The 17,364-nt window shown below is 72.3% G+C and carries 8 protein-coding genes; 4 read left to right on the top strand and 4 right to left on the bottom strand.

Annotation, left to right across the window (positions count from 1 at the left end; all coding sequences use genetic code 11):
- The first annotated feature begins 5 nt into the window (after positions 1 to 5).
- On the top strand, positions 6 to 1,241 hold the full coding sequence (locus ABZS64_RS20090) for an FGGY-family carbohydrate kinase (RefSeq protein ID WP_355831324.1): 1,236 nt from the start codon (positions 6 to 8) through the stop codon (positions 1,239 to 1,241).
- A 26-nt stretch (positions 1,242 to 1,267) separates the two neighbouring features.
- Here the strand turns inward: ABZS64_RS20090 and ABZS64_RS20095 are convergent, their stop codons facing one another.
- The 4 genes from ABZS64_RS20095 to ABZS64_RS20110 all read right to left on the bottom strand — a co-directional run bounded on the left by ABZS64_RS20095 (position 1,268) and on the right by ABZS64_RS20110 (position 5,514).
- The gene (locus ABZS64_RS20095) at positions 1,268 to 2,251 is read right to left on the bottom strand and encodes an aldo/keto reductase (protein ID WP_355831057.1); all 984 of its coding nucleotides are present in this window, start codon (positions 2,249 to 2,251) and stop codon (positions 1,268 to 1,270) included.
- A gap of 9 nt (positions 2,252 to 2,260) precedes the next feature.
- Positions 2,261 to 3,211 (bottom strand): nucleoside hydrolase, encoded by a 951-nt coding sequence (locus tag ABZS64_RS20100; protein ID WP_355831060.1) that lies wholly within the window; start codon positions 3,209 to 3,211, stop codon positions 2,261 to 2,263.
- Positions 3,212 to 3,330: 119 nt separating this feature from the next.
- The gene (locus tag ABZS64_RS20105; protein ID WP_355831062.1) at positions 3,331 to 4,524 is read right to left on the bottom strand and encodes a putative Ig domain-containing protein; all 1,194 of its coding nucleotides are present in this window, start codon (positions 4,522 to 4,524) and stop codon (positions 3,331 to 3,333) included.
- Between the two features lie 96 nt (positions 4,525 to 4,620).
- Positions 4,621 to 5,514 (bottom strand): LysR family transcriptional regulator, encoded by an 894-nt coding sequence (locus tag ABZS64_RS20110; RefSeq protein WP_355831065.1) that lies wholly within the window; start codon positions 5,512 to 5,514, stop codon positions 4,621 to 4,623.
- Between the two features lie 364 nt (positions 5,515 to 5,878).
- Here ABZS64_RS20110 and ABZS64_RS20115 point away from each other — a divergent pair, with 364 nt between their 5' ends.
- From ABZS64_RS20115 to ABZS64_RS20125, 3 genes are read left to right on the top strand one after another with little or no spacing between them, the layout of a single operon-like run.
- Entirely contained in the window at positions 5,879 to 12,535 is a 6,657-nt protein-coding gene (locus tag ABZS64_RS20115) for an SDR family NAD(P)-dependent oxidoreductase (protein WP_355831327.1), read from the top strand.
- Complete coding sequence (locus ABZS64_RS20120; RefSeq protein ID WP_355831068.1) at positions 12,528 to 17,039, top strand: beta-ketoacyl synthase N-terminal-like domain-containing protein; 4,512 nt, start codon at positions 12,528 to 12,530, stop codon at positions 17,037 to 17,039. Before ABZS64_RS20115 ends, ABZS64_RS20120 begins: the two co-directional genes overlap by 8 nt.
- A complete protein-coding gene (locus tag ABZS64_RS20125; RefSeq protein WP_355831071.1) occupies positions 17,029 to 17,361 on the top strand; it encodes a phosphopantetheine-binding protein in 333 nt (110 codons plus the stop codon). Before ABZS64_RS20120 ends, ABZS64_RS20125 begins: the two co-directional genes overlap by 11 nt.
- The last annotated feature ends 3 nt before the right edge of the window (positions 17,362 to 17,364 follow it).

Below are 17,364 nucleotides of genomic sequence, written 5' to 3' on the forward strand. Positions count from 1 at the left end.
GCGTAATGCTGGTCCGCGTCGGCCCCGGCGTCCTCAAACTGACCGAGGTCCACCGCTTCTCCAACCGCCCGGTGAGGACCGGCTCCACGCTGCACTGGGACATCCTCGCCCTCTACCGGGGCGTACTCGACGGGCTGCGTGCCGCGGCCGATGCGACGGGCGGGCAGCTCGCCGGGGTCGGCGTCGACAGCTGGGCCGTCGACTACGGACTGCTGGACTCCTCCGGTGAACTCCTCGGCAATCCGGTCCACTACCGGGACACGCGGACGCAATGGGTGGCGGAAAAGGTCGCCGCGGTGCTTCCGCCGGCCGACCTGTACGCGGCGACCGGCGTGCAGTATCACTGGTCCGCCGTCGTCGCGGAACCCCTGGGCATCGACCTCTCGCTCTTCCCTCCGCTGCGCCGCCCCGGCGACCCGGCGGGCACGCTCCGGCCCGAAGTGCTGGCCGAAACCGGGCTGAAGGGTCCGGTCCCGGTGACGGTGGTCGCCTCGCACGACACCGCGTCCGCCGTCGTCGGCGTACGCTCCGAGGGCGACGACTTCGCGTACATCGCCACCGGCACCTGGTCGCTCGCCGGACTCGAACTGCCCGCCCCGATCCTCGGCGAGGCGAGCCGGCGCGCCAACTTCACCAACGAGCTCGGTATCGACGGCACGGTCCGCTTTCTGCGCAACATCATGGGGCTCTGGCTGCTCCAGGAGTGCCTGCGCACCTGGGAGACGGAAGGCCGTCCGCAGGACCTCGGGGCACTGCTCGACGAAGCCGCCTCGCTGCGGCCCCGGCGTTCGGTGGTCGATGCGGGTTATCCCGCGTTCCTCGCTCCTGACGGCATGCCGCGCCGTATCGCCGACGCCTGTGTCCGTACCGGGCAGCCCGCTCCCCGGAACCGTGCCGAGACCGTGCGCTGTGTGCTCGACTCGCTGGCGCTCGCCCACCGGCAGGCGGTCGAAGACGCCCAGCGGCTGTCCGGACGGAGCGTCTCGACCGTGCACATCGTCGGCGGCGGAGCCCGCAATGCGCTGCTGTGCCGACTGACGGCCGAGGCCACCGGACTGCCGGTCGTCGCCGGACCGGCGGAGGCGGCGGCGTTCGGCAATGTCCTGGTACAGGCGCGCGCGGCGGGCGTGGTGAGCGGCGGGCGGGCCGAACTGCGCGCTCTACTGCGGAGCACCCAGAAGCTGCGGAGATACGAGCCGGGAGCCGAGCGACTCAACTCCCGTGCCCGGCAGCCGCATTAACCGCCGTTGCCCAGGAAGGGCCGCGGCTACCAGCGGTGGTGCACCTGCGCGCGGATGCGCCGGTCGTACAGGTCGCTCACCGCGTCCAGGGTCTCCGGGGATAGCGGCGGCAGCGCGGCGGCCGCGGCATTGGCGCGGGCCTGGTCGACCGAGCGCGCACCGGGGATCACGCTGATGACGCCCGGCTGCTGAAGGATCCAGCGCAGAGCGGTCTGGGCAGGCGTGGCTCCTTGCGGCGCGAGGCCCGAGAACTCCGCGGCCGCTTCGACGCCGGTCTCGTAGTCGACGCCGGAGAAGGTCTCGCCCTGGTCGAACGCCTCACCGTGGCGGTTGTACGTGCGGTGGTCGTCGGCCGCGAAGACCGTGTCCTTCGTATATCTGCCGGACAGGAGGCCGGAGGCCAGCGGCACCCGGGCGATGATGCCCACACCCGCCGCCCGGGCGGCGGGCAGAACCTCTTCCAGCGGCTTGCGCCGGAAGGGGTTGAGGATGATCTGGACACTCGCGGTGCCCGGCCGGGCGATGGCCGTCAGAGCCTCGGCGCACGTTTCGACGCTGACACCGTATGCGGCGATGCGCTTCTCCTGGACAAGGGTGTCGAGCGCGTCGAACACCGCGTCGGATGCGTAGACCGGAGTAGGGGGACAGTGCAGTTGTACGAGGTCGAGTGTGTCCACGCCGAGATTGGTGCGCGACCGGTCGGTCCAGGCGCGGAAGTTGTCCAGTACGTAATTCTCGGGGACCTGCGCGGACCGGCGGCCCATCTTCGTGGCCACGAAGACATCGGCGTCGGTGTGGTCCCTCAGAAAGCGGCCGATGAGCTGCTCGCTGCGCCCGTCCCCGTAGACGTCCGCGGTGTCGAAGAAGGTCACGCCGGCATCGACGGCCGCGTCGAGGACCGCGAAGGCATCGGCTTCCTGGACCTCACCCCAGTCGGCGCCGAGCTGCCACGTACCGAGGCCTACGACGGAAGCGCTCTTGCCCGCCCTGCCAAGCACTCGCTGTTCCATGGCTTCATGCTACGTTCGCGCCGCCGCTTTCCCGAGCGCTTCCACGGCCGCGATCACCCGGTCCCAGAACAGTTCCGGTTCCAGCGTCACGGCGACTTGCGCGTTCACGGGCCGGTCCAGGTACTGGTGCATGTCCACCACGGTCGCCCCGCGTGTGAACTCTCCGCGCAGTTCCACCGCCACGCTCGCGTCGACGCAGTGCACGATCGCCGGGTCGATGACACGGGCCACCGCGACGGGATCGTGCAGCGGCGGGGAGTCGAAGCCCCACAGCCGCTTGTACGTGGACGCGAAGAAGGTGATCAGCTGGGCGCACGTACGGCCGAGTTCGGTGCCGAGACCTTCGAGACGGGCCAGGACGTCGGGCGTCGCGAGTGCCTGGTGGGTGACATTGAGCCCGCACATGGTCACCGGTACGCCGCTGCGGAAGACGATGTCGGCGGCTTCGGGGTCGACGTGGATATTGAATTCGGCGGCCGGGGTCCTGTTGCCGCGTTCGGTGGAGCCGCCCATGAGGACGATCTCGCGGATGTGCGCGGCGCTGTCGGGATACCGGGTGAGCAGCAGGGCGATATTGGTCAGGGGAGCGGTCGGGACGAGGGTGACGGGTTCCGGGTGTTCGGTCAGGATCCGGTGCATGAGGTCCACGGCGTGTTCGGGGACCACATCCACGGTGGGTTCCCCGAACTGCGGCCCGTCCATGCCGGAGTCGCCGTGGACGTCGTCCGCCACGAGCAGCGGCTGGACGAGCGGCCGTGCGCATCCGGCGGCGATGGGTACGTCCGTGATTCCGGCGGCGGTGCAGACCCGGCGCGCGTTCAAGGTGGTCTTCTCGACCGTCTGATTGCCGGCGACCGTCGTGATCGCGAGCAGCTCGATCGCCGGGTCTCCCGCGGCGAGGATGATGGCGAGGGCGTCGTCGTGCCCGGGGTCGCAGTCGATGATGATCGGGACAGGCACGGTGCACGCTCCTTGTCGTCCGGGACGGCAGCATCCTCAGTATCCGTGGTGGCGGCCGATACCGTCCGACGCCACCGGGCGGGTCGGGACGTTGACGCGAACCCTTCGAACGGGTGCGGTCAGAACCAGTTGACGGTGAGGGGGAAGGTGGCGGTCGCGGTGGCTGCGCCGGTGTCGGTGGCTGTGGTCTGGAGGGTGCCGGTCTGCCAGGGCTTGCCGGTGATCCGGCCGGTGGATGTGTCGATGGAGAGGCCGAAGGGCAGCCCGGTCGCGCTGTAGGTGAGCGGGGCCTTGCCGCCGGTTGCGGTGATCTGGATGGTGCAGTTCTGGTTGAACTTGCAGCTCTGCGCACCGGGGTTGGCCACCTTCAGGTCCCCGCCCGGCGGCGAAGTCGTGCCGCAGCCCGGAGCGCCCTCCGGCGGCAGCGGGACCCGCCACAGCTGGGTGTCGTTCTCCGAACCGACCAGCAGAGTCGTGCAGTTGGCGTAGGTGACGGTCTCGCCCTGGGGCTGGGACGGCAGCGGCACCTCGGCGAGTTTCGTGCCCGCCGTGTCGTACACGTACGCCGTGTTGGCACCGAGCGGGCCACCGCTGCGTACGGCGTAGGACTTCCCGCTGGGGGAGAACGCGCCGTCCGTGGCGAAGACCGGGCCCGGACTGACAGGGGTGAGCGTGTTCACCTGGCCGGGCTGCGGCGGCAGCGGGGCCTTGTAGAGCCGGCCGGCCGCACCGAACAGCTTGCTGGCGACATAGAGCTGCCCGGTCGTCGGGTCGGCCAGCAGGGACTCGGCGTCGTGCCTGCCGTCGGAGTAGGCGAAGCGCAGAGCGGTGGGTGTCACGGTGGCGTTCGCGAGCTGGTCGGGCTCGGGGAAGCTGAAGACGGTGAGTTCGGCGCGGCCGCTGAAGTTGTCGCCGATGTCGCCCACCAGAATCGCCGGGCGGCCCTGGGTGTCCTTGCCGACGGCCAGGGCCTCCCAGTCGGTGTTGGTGGCGCCGCCCAGGGTGTACGTCGCCTTGAGTGTGCCGGTTGCGCCCGTGCAATCCACGGCGAACACCTGGTTGGTGTTGCCGCTGTCGTTGACGGCGTAGACGATCCCGGGGTGCTTGGTGCTCGTGGCCAGGCCGCTGAGTTCGGCGAGGCCGGAGGGCAGGGTGCACGCGCGCTCGGGCGCGGCTGCGGGTGCCTCCGTCGCCCGGGACGGCGGGGCCGCGAGCAGGACCGCGGTGGTCATCAGCGCCGCGCTCAGGGTGGCGCTCAGGGCCGCGCGGCGTATGGGCCGGCAGCCGGGGGTTCGGACCAGGAATCGGGACATGCGCACAATGTGGCGGCGGTCGGTCGAGGGTCCAAGCGTGTGCCGCACACCTGTTGGGCATGGGCCGATACCGGTCAGGTATGACGGTCCGTCAGGTCATCTGGCCGGCTCTCTGACGGGTGCGTTGTGCCGGGCGTGCGAGAGGAAGGCGCGGGCGGCCCGGCTGAGCGGGCGGCGTGGGTGCGCGATGCCGATGGCGCGCAGCAGCGGAGGGGTGAAGGAGCGGACCTCGACGCGATGGCCGAAGGCACGTAACACCAGGTCCCGGTACCAGATCAGTGAGCCGAGCCCGTCCGCGACGCTGGTCACCCAGGCCAGCCGCTCGTCCGCTTCCACCACGGCCACAGGGCGTATCCCTATCTGTCCGAACATTGCCTCCAGCTCCGTGCGCCGGCCTGTGCCGGGCGTCGGCAGCACCATGCGCAGACCTCCCAGCATCCGGAACGGGATCGGGTCGGGCAGCCCGGAGCCGGGCGGGGAGATCAGTACGACCTCACGGTCCTGGAGGTGGTGCGTCGACAGTTCCTTGTCGAGCGGCAGATCGACCAGGCCCAGCTCGGCCGTGCCGTCGGTCAGGGACCGTACGAGTGCCTCGCGGCTGTCGTGCTGGAGCAGACGTACGTCGATGCCTGGGTGACGCTCGGCGAAGGACGGCACGAGGTCGGCGGCGAGGTCGAGGGACAGGGTCGGGGTGGCGGCCACCATCAGGGTCGTACGCGAACTGCCGGCGTGCGCCGGGCGGATGTCCTCGATGGCTTCCACGGCGTCGAGGACCGTACGGGCCAGGCGCACGACGCGCGCGCCTTCTGGGGTGAGGGTCGCCCGCCTGCTCCTGCGGTCCAGGAGCTCCACGCCGAGATCCCGTTCGAGGGACTGGATGGACCGCGAGAGCGCGGGCTGAGCGATGTAGACGGAGCACGCTGCGGCCGTGATCGAGCGGCAGTCCGCGACGGCGACGAGGTACCGCAACTGCTGAAGTGTGGGGGTCATGCGCGGACGGTAGCCGCCGGGTCCTGAGGGTGTAAGAGGCACAAGCGCGAACAAGTGCCCATAACCACATCGGAGTTGAGACTTGGCCGGCAGTAATCCATACCTCTGAGGCATGAGTGGCGGATGTGCGTTGACAGTGTCGGCCTGCCGCCGCACGATGCAACGCGGCATCGGACGTTACCGCCCGGTCACTTCTCTCGTAGGTCCCGATACGTCCCCGGCCCGCCGCGGTCCGACCCACCGTGGCCCTTGCTCGCAGGCCCTGCCCGGAACCCAAGGAGAGCCCGTGATCTCTCAGCCCGCCCGGCACGCAGGCCGGGACCTCGTGATCGTGGTCAGCCCGTTCGAGGAGCCCAATGCCCGGATGGTCGCGGCCGCGGAGCGAGCCGGTGCGCTGGGCCTGCTCGATCTCGGCAGGGACCGGGAGCGGGCACGTGCCGCCCTGGCCGGACTGCGGGGACGGTACGGAGTGCGCATACCGTCCGGATGCCCACTCGCCCCGGATGACCTGCCTGCCGCGGTGGACACCGTCCTGCTCGCCGAAGAGCACTGGCGCACCGGGGCGGCGCGGTGGGCCGCGGACGGCCGACGCCGGGTATGGGCCGAGGTCGTCAGCCCCGCCGAGGCCGGAGCCGCCGTCGCCGCAGGAGCGTCCGGCCTCGTTGCCAAGGGGCACGAGGCCGGTGGTCGGGTCGGCGAACTGACCACCTTCGTACTGCTCCAACGTCTGCTGGCGGACGAGGAGTTGAGCGTCCCGGTCTTCGCGGCAGGAGGCATCGGCCCCCATACGGCGGCCGCCGCCGTCGCCGGCGGCGCCGCCGGAGTCGTACTCGACACCCAGCTCGCGCTCACCACCGAGGGCGCCGCCGGACTGCCCGGCGATGTCGAGGCCGCGATCCGTGCCATGGACGGCAGCGAAACCACGGTCGTCGCCGGTCACCGGATCTACGCCCGCCCCGATCTTGCGCCGCCTGCGGCGGACATCGCCGAACTCCTCGGCGCCCGCGGGCTGCGCACCCAGCCGCTGCCCATCGGCCAGGAAGGGGCCATCACGGGCAGGCTCGCCGCACGCCACCGCACCACAGGATCCGTCGTACAGGCCGTCCGGGCGGCGATAACCGGCCACATCGAAGCGGTCGTACGCGCCCGTCCTCTCCAGTCGCGTCCCGGCGAAGGCCATCTGCCCGTGGCCCAGGGGCCCATGACCCGGGTCAGCGACCGGCCCGCCTTCGCCTCGGCGGTGGCAGAGGCGGGCGGGCTGCCCTTTCTCGCCCTCGCCGTCATGGACGGCCCGGACGTACGTGAACTGCTCACCGACACCGCCGAGCGCCTGGCCGGCCGGGAGTGGGGGGTCGGGCTCCTCGGGTTCGCCCCCGACGAGCTGCGCCGTGAACAGCTCGCCGCCGTCGCCGACGCACGGCCCCCGTACGCGATCATCGCGGGCGGCAGGCCCGCCCAGGCCGCCCCTCTCGAAGCCGCCGGGACGCGGACGTATCTGCATGTGCCGTCGCCGGGGCTCCTGGAGCAGTTTCTCGCCGAGGGAGCGCGGCGCTTCGTCTTCGAGGGACTCGAATGCGGCGGGCACATCGGCCCGCGCGCGGCCTTCCCGCTCTGGGAGGAGCAGATCGAGCGGCTGATCTCCTGCCCGTACGCCGCCGAACTCGACGTGCTCCTCGCCGGCGGGATCCACGACGAGCGATCCGCGGCGATGGCCATGGCGGCCGCAGGGCCACTGGCCGAGCGCGGGGCCCGGACCGGCGTCCTCATGGGTACCGCCTATCTGTTCACCGAGGAGGCCGTCGCCGCCGGAGCCGTACTGCCCGGCTTCCAGCACACCGCGATCGACTGCGAAGCCACCACACTGCTGCGCACCGCCCCCGGCCATGCCACCCGCTGTGCCACCACGCCGTACGCCGATGTCTTCACGGCCACGGCAGGGCGGCTGCGGGCGGACGGCGCGAGCCCGAACGAGGTCTGGGAGGAGCTGGAGAAACTCAACCTCGGGCGGCTGCGGATCGCCAGCAAGGGCCTGCGGCACACGGCGAGGGGGCTCGTCCCGGTGGACGAGGACGAACAGCGCGGCGAAGGCCTCTACATGCTCGGCCAGATCGCCACCGCGCGCGCCGCCACCACCACGGTCGCCGCCCTGCACACGCAGGTGACCGAGGGCGCGACACAGCTGCTCGACCGTCGTCTTGAGGACCTGCGAGAAGGCGCGGCCGCGCGCGAGCCCGTGGAGGAGGCTCCGCTCGACATCGCCGTCGTCGGCATGGCCTGCCGCTATCCCGGCGCCGACGACCTCGCCGGGTACTGGGCGAACATCGTCGCCGGGACCGACTCCGTCACCGAAGTGCCGGACGAACGCTGGGACAGCGCCGCCTACTACGACCCGCATCCGGCACGCGCGGGGGAGCGGACCCCGTCCCGATGGGGCGGCTTCCTGCGGCCGGCACCGTTCGACGCGCTCGCCCACGGCATCGCCCCCGCCTCGCTCGGCAGTATCGAACCGGTGCAGCTGCTCGCTCTCGACATCGCAGCCCGCGCACTCTCCGACGCCGGGTACGGGGGAGAGCGGCACTTCGACCGCTCCCGGACCTCGGTCGTCTTCGGCGCCGAGGCGGGCACGGATCTCGCGGGCGCCTACGGCTTCCGCGCCCTCCACCCCGGCTATCTCGGCGAGCTGCCGCCCGAGCTGGACGAGCAACTGCCGCGGCTGACCGAGGATTCCTTCCCGGGAGTCCTCGCGAACGTCATCGCCGGGCGGGTCGCCAACCGCCTCGACCTCGGCGGAGCCAACTGCACGATCGACGCCGCCTGCGCCTCCTCGCTCGCCGCGCTCGACCTCGCCTGCAAGCAACTGCGCGACCGGGACAGCGACATGGTGCTGTGCGGCGGCGCCGATGTGCACAACAGCATCAACGACTACCTGATGTTCGCCTCCGTACGGGCCCTCTCACCCACCGGCCGCTGCCGCCCCTTCGACTCCTCCGCCGACGGCATCGCGCTCGGTGAGGGCGTCGCCTGCCTCGTACTCAAACGCCTGGCGGACGCCGAAGGCGACGGTGACCGCGTCTACGCCGTCGTCAAGGCAGTCGGTGCGTCCAGCGACGGACGCTCCCTCGGCCTCACCGCGCCCCGCCCCGAAGGGCAGCGGCGCGCACTGGAACGCGCCTACCGGCGGGCAGGAGTCGAGCCCGCCGAGATCGGCCTGGTGGAGGCGCACGGCACGGGCACGGTCGTGGGCGACAGCACCGAACTGGCCGTCCTCACCGAGGTCTTCGGCGGCGGAGAGTCGGGCCTGTGCACGCTCGGCTCGGTCAAGTCGCAGCTCGGCCATACGAAATGCGCGGCGGGCCTGGCCGGGCTGATCAAGGCGGCACGGGCCGTGCATTCCGGCGTACGGCCGCCGACCCTGCACCTGACGAGCCCCAATCCGGACTGGCATCCGGACACCAGTCCCTTCTGCTTCGACACCGAGGCCAGGCCGTGGGCATTACCCGCCGGGCGCCGGCTTGCGGCAGTGAGCGCCTTCGGCTTCGGCGGCACCAACTACCATGCGGTGCTTGCCGGATACGGGGACGAGGACGAGCCCGCGCACGGGCTGGAGGCCTGGCCCGCAGAGCTGTTCTGCTTCCGGGGAGCCGACCGGGCCGCTGCTGTCCGTTCCATCGCCCGTCTCGGCGCCCGGCTGGAGCAGAACGATGCAGCCGGACGGCCGTGGCCACTGCGCGACCTCGCCGCGGAGGCCTCGGCGGGCGAAGGTGCGGTCCAGGTCGCGGTCGTCGCCACCGGCCTGGACGATCTGGCCGGCAAGCTGGAGCGCGCCCGGGATTTCGTCCCCGGTGATGGCGTTCATGTACGCCACGAAGGTGACGGTCCCGGCCGGACCGCCTTCCTCTTCCCGGGGCAGGGGAGCCAGCGGCCGGGCATGCTGGGCGATCTCTTCATCGCCTTCCCGTATCTGCGGAGTCTGCTGTACGACGCGGATCCGCGCCGGACAGCCGCGATGTTCCCGCCCGCCGCCTTCACGCCCGAGGAACGCGCCGCCCAGCGCGCCGCCGTCACCGACACGCGGACCGCCCAGCCGGCCCTCGGCCTCACCGGTACCGCCGCGCACCTCCTGCTCACCTCGCTCGGGATCCGTCCCGACTGCACGGCGGGCCACTCCTACGGCGAACTGGTCGCGCTCTGGGCCGCCGGTGCCTATGACACCGCGACCCTGCTGCGGCTCAGCGAACGCCGGGCCGAGGCGATCCTGGCCGCCGCCGGGGACGACCCGGGGGCGATGGCCGCCGTGTCCGCGGCTCCGCAGGACCTGCCGGACCTGCCGCCCGGATGCGTCGTCGCCAACCACAACGCACCGGCGCAGAGCGTCATTTCCGGCCCCACCGGCGCGGTCGACGCGGCGATCGGCGCGCTGCGCGAGGCGGGAATCCGGGCCGAGCGTCTGCCGGTCGCCTGTGCCTTCCACAGTGAGGTCGTCGCCGGGGCCGCCGAGACGCTGGCCGCTGAACTGACCGGGGCGTCCGTCGCCGCGCCGACGATCCCGGTCTGGTCGAACACCACCGCGAACCGCTATCCGTCCGACGCGGCGGCCGTACGGGAATTGCTGGCCCGCCAGGTCGCCGAACCCGTGCGCTTCGCCGAGCAGATCGAGGCCATGTACGCGGCAGGGGTGCGGACCTTCGTCGAGGCCGGACCGGGCCGAGTACTCACCGGTCTCGTCGGCCGCATCCTGGGCGACCGCCCGCACACCGCCGTTCCCATCGACGTCGCGGGCGAACCCGGCGTGACCCGCCTGGTGACCGCGCTCGCCGAACTCGCCACGGCGGGCGTCCCCTTCGACCCGGCACCGTTGTTCAAGGGCCGCAGCACGCCGCTGCCCGCCGATGCGCCGCGTCGTGCCGGATGGCTGGTCGACGGCCATCTCGTACGGACGGCGGACGGCAAGCCCGTGGCGGGCGGACTCGCCCCCGCCCGGCGGGTCACACCGGCCCCGGCCGCTGCGGTCGCGGACCGTCGGGAGGACGCCGTACTGGAGTATCTGCGGGGGGCGCGGGAACTGGTCGCCGCCCAACGGGACGTATTACTGGGCTTTTTGGGGGCGGAGGCGCCACTGCCACCGGTGGATAAGCCCACACGGGCCCCGGAGATCGCCGCTCCACAACCGGCAGCCGAAGAGCAGCCCGACCGTGGTCCCCTCACGCCCGAGCAGCTACTCGACGCCGTGCTGGAGATCGTCCACAAACGCACCGGCTATCCGAGAGAGATGCTCGACCCCGCACTCGACCTGGAGGCCGACCTCTCGGTGGACTCCATCAAGCGGGTGGAGATCATCGGGGCCCTGGCGGACCGGATCGGGCTGCCGCGCGGTGTGGACGGACCGGCGGAATCGGCCGTCGAGGAACTCTCCCGGCTGAAGACCATCAGCGGCATCGTCGACTGGATCGTCGCCCGCGGTACGACCACTGCCTCGGTCTCTGCATCCGAGCCCATCACGCTCCCGGCCACCGATCCCGTACGCCCGCAGCGTCTCGCCCGGCTCCTCGTCGAGGTCATCCCCGTGGGACCGCCCGCCACCCGCGACCCCGCCGATGTACTGCCCGGCCTGCGGCTGGCCGTCGTCGACGACGGCCTCGGCGTCGCCGCCGCGCTCGCCGCCGCCCTGGAGTCCCACGGCGCCGAGGTGCGCACCCTCCACCCCGAGCGTCTCGCGGACGCCGCCGGGGCCGACGGCGTCGTGGACCTCAGCTCGTTGCGCCCCGCCCCTGACCCCCTGCTTCCCGAGGCCTTCGACGCCCTGCGCCGGATCCTGACGGCAGGCGCACGCCAACTGCTGCTGGTCACCGGCCGCGGCGGAGCGTTCGGCAGGACGGCGACGTCGCACGAGGCGCCGGGCTCGCCCGACCCGATCCCCGGCGCCGGTCTGTACGGCTTCGCCCGTACAGCGGCGATCGAACACCCCGGCACCGCCGTACGCGCTGTGGACATCGATCCCAAGGACCGCCCCGAGCGGATCGCGGCCCATCTGATCGCCGAACTGTGCGCCCCGAACGAGCCGGTGGCCATCGGGTACACCAACGGCACCCGCAGCACTCTTCGTACCGTCCCCGTCCCTCTCCCCACCACCGAACCGGCGCCCCCGCTCCCGCTCGGCCGCGACGCGGTGGTGCTGCTCACCGGCGGGGCCCGCGGTATCACCGCACGTACGGCCATGGCCCTCGCGGACGCCACCGGCTGCCATGTCGAACTCATCGGCCGCACCCCGCCCCCCGACGAGGCCGAGGACCCCGCCGTCGCCCACGCCCACGACCGCGTCGCTCTGCGTGCTGCCCTCGTCCGGCGGGGTCTGCGCACCCCGTCCGAGATCGAGGCGGCTGCGAGCCGCATCCTCGCCGCGCGCGAGATCCGCACCACTCTCGCCGCCCTCAACGGCACGGCCGCCTCGGTGCGTTACCACGCAGCGGACGTCACCGACCCCGATGCCGTACGCGCTGTCCTGCGGGACGTGCGCGCGCGTCACGGCCGTCTCGACGGCATCGTGCACGGCGCGGGAACCATCGAGGACAAGCTGCTGCGCGACAAGGACCCGGCCTCCTTCGCGCGGGTCTTCTCCACCAAGGTCGACGGTGCCCGCCATCTCCTCGACGCCGCCGCCGACCACGGCGACGGCCCGGCGCCCGGATTCCTCGTCCTCTTCGGCAGCGTCGCCGGGGTCTTCGGCAACCGCGGCCAGGCGGACTACGCGGCCGCCAACGAGACCCTTGACACCCTCGCGGCCACTCCCTCCTGGGCGCAGCGCTTCCCGGGCCGGGTACTCGCCGTCGACTGGGGCCCATGGGCGGCCGAGGCGGGCGGCATGGTCACCCCGGAGCTGGAACGCCTGTACGCGGGCCGAGGTATCCCGCTCCTCGATCCGGCCGAGGGCACAGCCGCCCTCCTCGCCGAGCTGGCGCACGGCACCACCGGCCAGGTCGTCCTCCTCGCGGACGGCGCTTCGGGGGAGACCTCCGATGGCTGACCGCGGTCCCCGCCCGGAGGACGCCGCCATCGTCGGCATGGGAGCCGTCTTCCCCGGCGCCACCGACCTGGCCGCGTACCGGCGCAATCTCATCGCGGGCACGGACGCCATCAGTGACGTACCGCCAGGCCGCTGGGACCCCGACGTCTACTACGACCCGAACGGCTACGAAGGACCCGCCCGCAGCGACCACTTCTACTGCCGGCGCGGCGGTTTCATCGACGATCTCACCGCCTTCGACCCGACCCGCTTCGGCATCATGCCCGCCGCCGTGGCGGGCGCGGAGCCCGATCAGCTGCTCGCCCTGCGCGTCATCGCCGAGGCCGTGGCCGACGCGGGAGGTGAGGAGCGGCTGCCCGCCGACCGCTCCCGTATCGGCGTCATCCTCGGCCGCGGCGGGTTCATGGGCGTCGCCACCGCGCGCCTCGACCAACGCGTGCGTACCGCCCACCAACTTGCCGCGACCCTGCGCGAACTCGCCCCCGAACTCGGCGAGAAGCGCATCACCGAGGTACGCGAAGCCTTCCAGTCCGGGCTCGGTCCCGAACGGCCCGAGGCGTCCATCGGTCTCGTCCCCAGCTTCACCGCCGCCAGGACCGCCAACCGCCTCGACTTCCGGGGCCCCGCCTACACCATCGACGCCGCCTGTGCCTCCTCGCTGCTCGCCGTCGAGCAGGGAATCGGCCTGCTGGCGGGCGGCAGTTGCGACCTCGTGGTCGCCGGGGCCGTGCATCACTGCCATATCGCCACGCTCTGGAGTGTCTTCACCCAGCTGCGGGCGCTCAGCCCCAGTCAGCACATCCGTCCCTTCGACCGTCGCGCCGACGGCACGCTGTTGTCGGAAGGCACAGGTGTCGTCCTTCTCAAGCGCCTGGCGGACGCCGAACGGGACGGCGACCGCGTCTACGCCGTCGTACGCGGAGTCGGCGTTGCGGGCGACGGCCGCGCCGCCAGCCTGATGAGCCCCCTGGTGGACGGCCAGGTACGCGCCCTGCACACGGCCTGGGCGCAGGCCGGGCTCGATCCGGCCGCTCCCGGCGCGCTCGGGCTGCTGGAGGCGCACGGCACCGGGACCCCCGTCGGTGACGAGGCTGAACTCGCCACTCTGGCCAAGGTCTTCGGCCCGCGTAGGCCGAGCACCGAGCCGGTCGCGATGGGGTCTGTGAAGTCGATGCTCGGCCACACGATGCAGGCTTCCGGGATGGCAGGGCTGATCAAGGCCGTACTCGCCGTGCACGACGGGACACTGCCCCCGACTCTGCATCTCGAAGAGCCGCACGAAGGCTTCGCAAAGACACGGATGCGCCCGGTGACGGAGGCGGAGCCGTGGGACCGGGGACGCGAGCCGCGACGGGCGGGCGTGAATGCCTTCGGTTTCGGTGGGATCAACGCGCACGTGGTGCTGGAGGAGGCGCCGGGGGTCTTCGCAACTGGTGGGAGTGTGATGCCGGGCGTCGTCGCGCCACCGGCCGAAGTGACGCTGCTGGCCGCCGCCACGCCCGCTGAACTCGGCCGTCTGGTCGAGGCGTTGCCCGATTCGGGACGCGGTGCCGCGTTGCCGGACCGGACGACCGACGGCCCGTACCGCCTCGCCGTCCTCGGACTGACACCGAAGCGCCGGGCCCTGGCAGCGGCGGTCGTCGCCCGGGGCAAACCCTGGCGCGGGCGCGGCGGCGTGTGGTTCACGCCCAGCCCGCTGCTCGCGCGCGACGGCCGAGTGGCGTTCGTCTTCCCGGGCCTGGAACCGGACTTCACGCCGTACGTCGACGATGTCGCCGACCGCTTCGGGCTGCCGCGCCCTGCCCTGACCGGCGGAGACGCGCTGGTCGAACGAGCACTGGACGCCATCGCGGCCGGCCGTCTCTTTGCCCACGTACTGCCTGAACTCGGCATTCACGCAGACGTGCTGGCCGGGCACAGCCTGGGCGAGTGGACCGCCATGGTGGTCGCCGGGATGTATCCGCAGCAGGCCGTCGACACCTTCCTCGACTCGCTGCGGCCAGGCGATCTCGACGTCCCCGATCTGGTCTATGCGGCACTGGGCTGCGGGGCGCGGCAGGCGGCCGGTGCCCTGCACGGGCTGGACGGCGTCGCCCTCAGCCACGACAACTGCCCGCACCAGTCGGTGCTGTGCGGCGAGCCGCGTCCCGTGGCCGAGGCGCTGGCCCGGCTGGCCGGCCAGGGCGTACTCACCCAGGAGCTGCCCTTCCGGTCCGGCTTCCATACGCCCATGTGGGCGCCCTACCTCGACCAAGTGCGCGCGGCGTTCGCCGCACTGCCGCTGAGGCCGCCCACCGTGCCGGTGTGGTCGGCGACCACCGTCGCCGCGTACCCGGGCGATGAGGGCGGGATACGGGACGTGGTGCTGCGCCATCTGCTGGAGCCGGTGCGCTTCAGGGAGTTGACGACACGGCTGTATGCGGCAGGAGTGCGGGCTTTCGTCCAGATGGGTCCGGGCAGCCTCCCCGGCTTCGTCGCGGACACCCTGCACGGCCGGGACCATCTCGCGGTCTCCGCGGGAGCGGTGCGGGGCGGAAGCGGCCTCGACCAACTGCGCCGCCTGGCAGCGGCGTTGTGGACAGAGGGGCTGAACCTCCGCTGGGACCGGCTGGCCGAGCATGAGCTCGCGGCAGCGGCCGCACCCTCGGCGGCGGTCGGCGCGCGGCAATCCGACTCGGGCCGCTCGGCCGCACCGCCGAACAGCGCCGAGGGTGCGGAGCCCGAGCCGGGCCGCGTGCACCTCGATCTCGGCTCACCGCTGGTGAGCCTCGGGGCGGCCGCCGCACCCACGCTCCGGCTCGCCGACCGGCATCGGGTTCCGCCCCGGACGGCCGCAGCCGATCAACCGGGCCTGCTGGCTGCCCTGGACGCCGTGGTCGGCGAGACGGAGGACGCGGTGCGCTCCGTCGCCGACGCCTGGCGCGCGACGAGCGTCCGGCCCGCCGTCGTCACCGCGATCAAGACCCGGCGACGGCTCTCCCTCGACACCATGCCGTATGTCCGCGACCACTGCGTCTATCTCCAGCCCGAGGCCTGGCCCGAAGTATCGGACCGGTTCCCGGTCGTCCCCATGACCACGCTCCTCGAGCTGGCCGCGGACGCCGCACGCGAGGCGGTGCCCGGACGGGTCGTGACCGGTTTCGAAGAGGTACGGGCCCTGCGCTGGCTGCCCGTCGACCCGCCCCTCGACGCGGAGTTCACGGTGACCCCCGACACCGCCGCAGGCCGTGTACGGGTGGAGATCGGCGACTTCGCGACCGTCACCGTCGTCCTCGCCGACCGACACGCCCAGCGGCCCGCTCCTGATCTCTCGGCGCTGACCCGCGAAGGAGTCCCCCCGGTCAGTGCCGATGCCCTCTACCGCGACCGGTGGATGTTCCACGGTCCGGCCTTCGCCGGGGTGCACGAGGTGACGGCCGTCGCCGACGACAGCATTCGCGGGGTGTTGCGGGCCCTGCCCGCGCCCGGCGCACTGCTGGACGCAGCCGGTCAACTCCTCGGCCACTGGATGCAGTTGAGACTGCCCGCCGACCGGCTGGTCTTCCCCGCTTCGCTGGAGCGGGTCAGCCTGTACGGGCCCGCGCCGCGTGACGGCGCCCTGCTGCGCGCCACCGCCCGTATCCGGTCGGTGCGGCCCGATTCCGTCCTGGGCGATGTGGAACTCGCATCCGCCGACGGCACCGTCCGGGCCCGTCTCGAAGGCTGGACCTACCGGCGCTTCGCCGCCGACGAGCGGGTGTGGCCGATGAAGTTCACCCCGGAGATCTGTGGGATCGGCGAGCCGCAGCCCGGCGGCTGGTGCCTGGCGCGGCGGCGCTGGACCGACCCCGCATCGCAGGAGCTGGTGATGCGGCGCTATCTGGGCGCCGCCGAGCGTGCGGCGTACGAACAGCGCCCGCCGCGCGCCCGCGCGCCCTGGCTGCTCGGGCGGATCGCAGCGAAGGACGCCGTACGTCAGCTGCTGTGGGACGGCGGCGCGGGACCGCTCTTCCCCGCGGAGGTCCAGGTCGGCAACGACGAGTCGGGCCGCCCCCACGCGGACAGCCCGCTCGCCGCCGGACTGCGGCTCTCGCTCGCCCACAAGGACCGGCTGGCGGTCGCGTACGCCCATCCCTCCCACGCCGTCGGCATCGACATCGAGACCGTCACCGACGACCCGGCGGCGCTGAGCCGTATCGCACTCACCGCCGACGAGCGCCGGCTCGCCGAGCAGTTCGCCGGGCGGGAAGGGTACGGCAGGGCGCAGGCGCTCACCGCGTTGTGGTGCGCCAAGGAAGCCGCGGCCAAGGCGGAGGGCACCGGCCTGGGCGGTCGCCTGCACCAGTGGACCGTCACCGAGGGACCCACGGGGCTGCGGGTGCGCTCTCCCCAGGGCCGCAGCCACGCCGTACGGATCAGCACCGTTGATGATCTGCCCGGCCCGGACAGCCAACCCGTCACCCATGTTGTCGCCCGGACCGTACCCCCCACCCCGACCCCGCCGGAGGCCGGCCATGACGCCTGACCCCATCGCCGAACAGATACTCGCCGAGATCACCGCCATGCTCGTCGAGACCGTCGGCGACGAGTTCCTCCTCGCCGAGGAGGTCACGCTGAACACCACGTTCAACGAGGACCTGGCGCTGGAGAGCATCGAGTTCGTCGCGCTCGCCGAGCTGCTCCAGAAGCGGTACGGGGCAGCCGTGGACCTGATCGCCTTCCTGGCCGACAAGGACATGGAGGAGATCCTGGCCATGACGGTCGGCGACCTGGTGTCGCACATCGCCGGGACTCCCGCCTCGGCTGTCGCCAGGACTTCGGCTCCCGCGTCGGCCGCGGCCGGCTGACCG

This window comes from Streptomyces sp. NPDC005408, assembly GCF_040606445.1.
GTDB lineage: Bacteria > Actinomycetota > Actinomycetes > Streptomycetales > Streptomycetaceae > Streptomyces.

Excerpts from the sequence above, each read along its gene's own strand:
- ABZS64_RS20120 (WP_355831068.1), top strand. The coding sequence starts at position 12,528 with ATGGCTGACCGCGGTCCCCGCCCGGAGGACGCCGCCATCGTCGGCATG.
- ABZS64_RS20125 (WP_355831071.1), top strand. The coding sequence starts at position 17,029 with ATGACGCCTGACCCCATCGCCGAACAGATACTCGCCGAGATCACCGCC.
- ABZS64_RS20105 (WP_355831062.1), bottom strand. The coding sequence starts at position 4,524 with ATGTCCCGATTCCTGGTCCGAACCCCCGGCTGCCGGCCCATACGCCGC.
- ABZS64_RS20090 (WP_355831324.1), top strand. The coding sequence starts at position 6 with ATGCTGGTCCGCGTCGGCCCCGGCGTCCTCAAACTGACCGAGGTCCAC.
- ABZS64_RS20115 (WP_355831327.1), top strand. The coding sequence starts at position 5,879 with ATGGTCGCGGCCGCGGAGCGAGCCGGTGCGCTGGGCCTGCTCGATCTC.
- ABZS64_RS20110 (WP_355831065.1), bottom strand. The coding sequence starts at position 5,514 with ATGACCCCCACACTTCAGCAGTTGCGGTACCTCGTCGCCGTCGCGGAC.
- ABZS64_RS20095 (WP_355831057.1), bottom strand. The coding sequence starts at position 2,251 with ATGGAACAGCGAGTGCTTGGCAGGGCGGGCAAGAGCGCTTCCGTCGTA.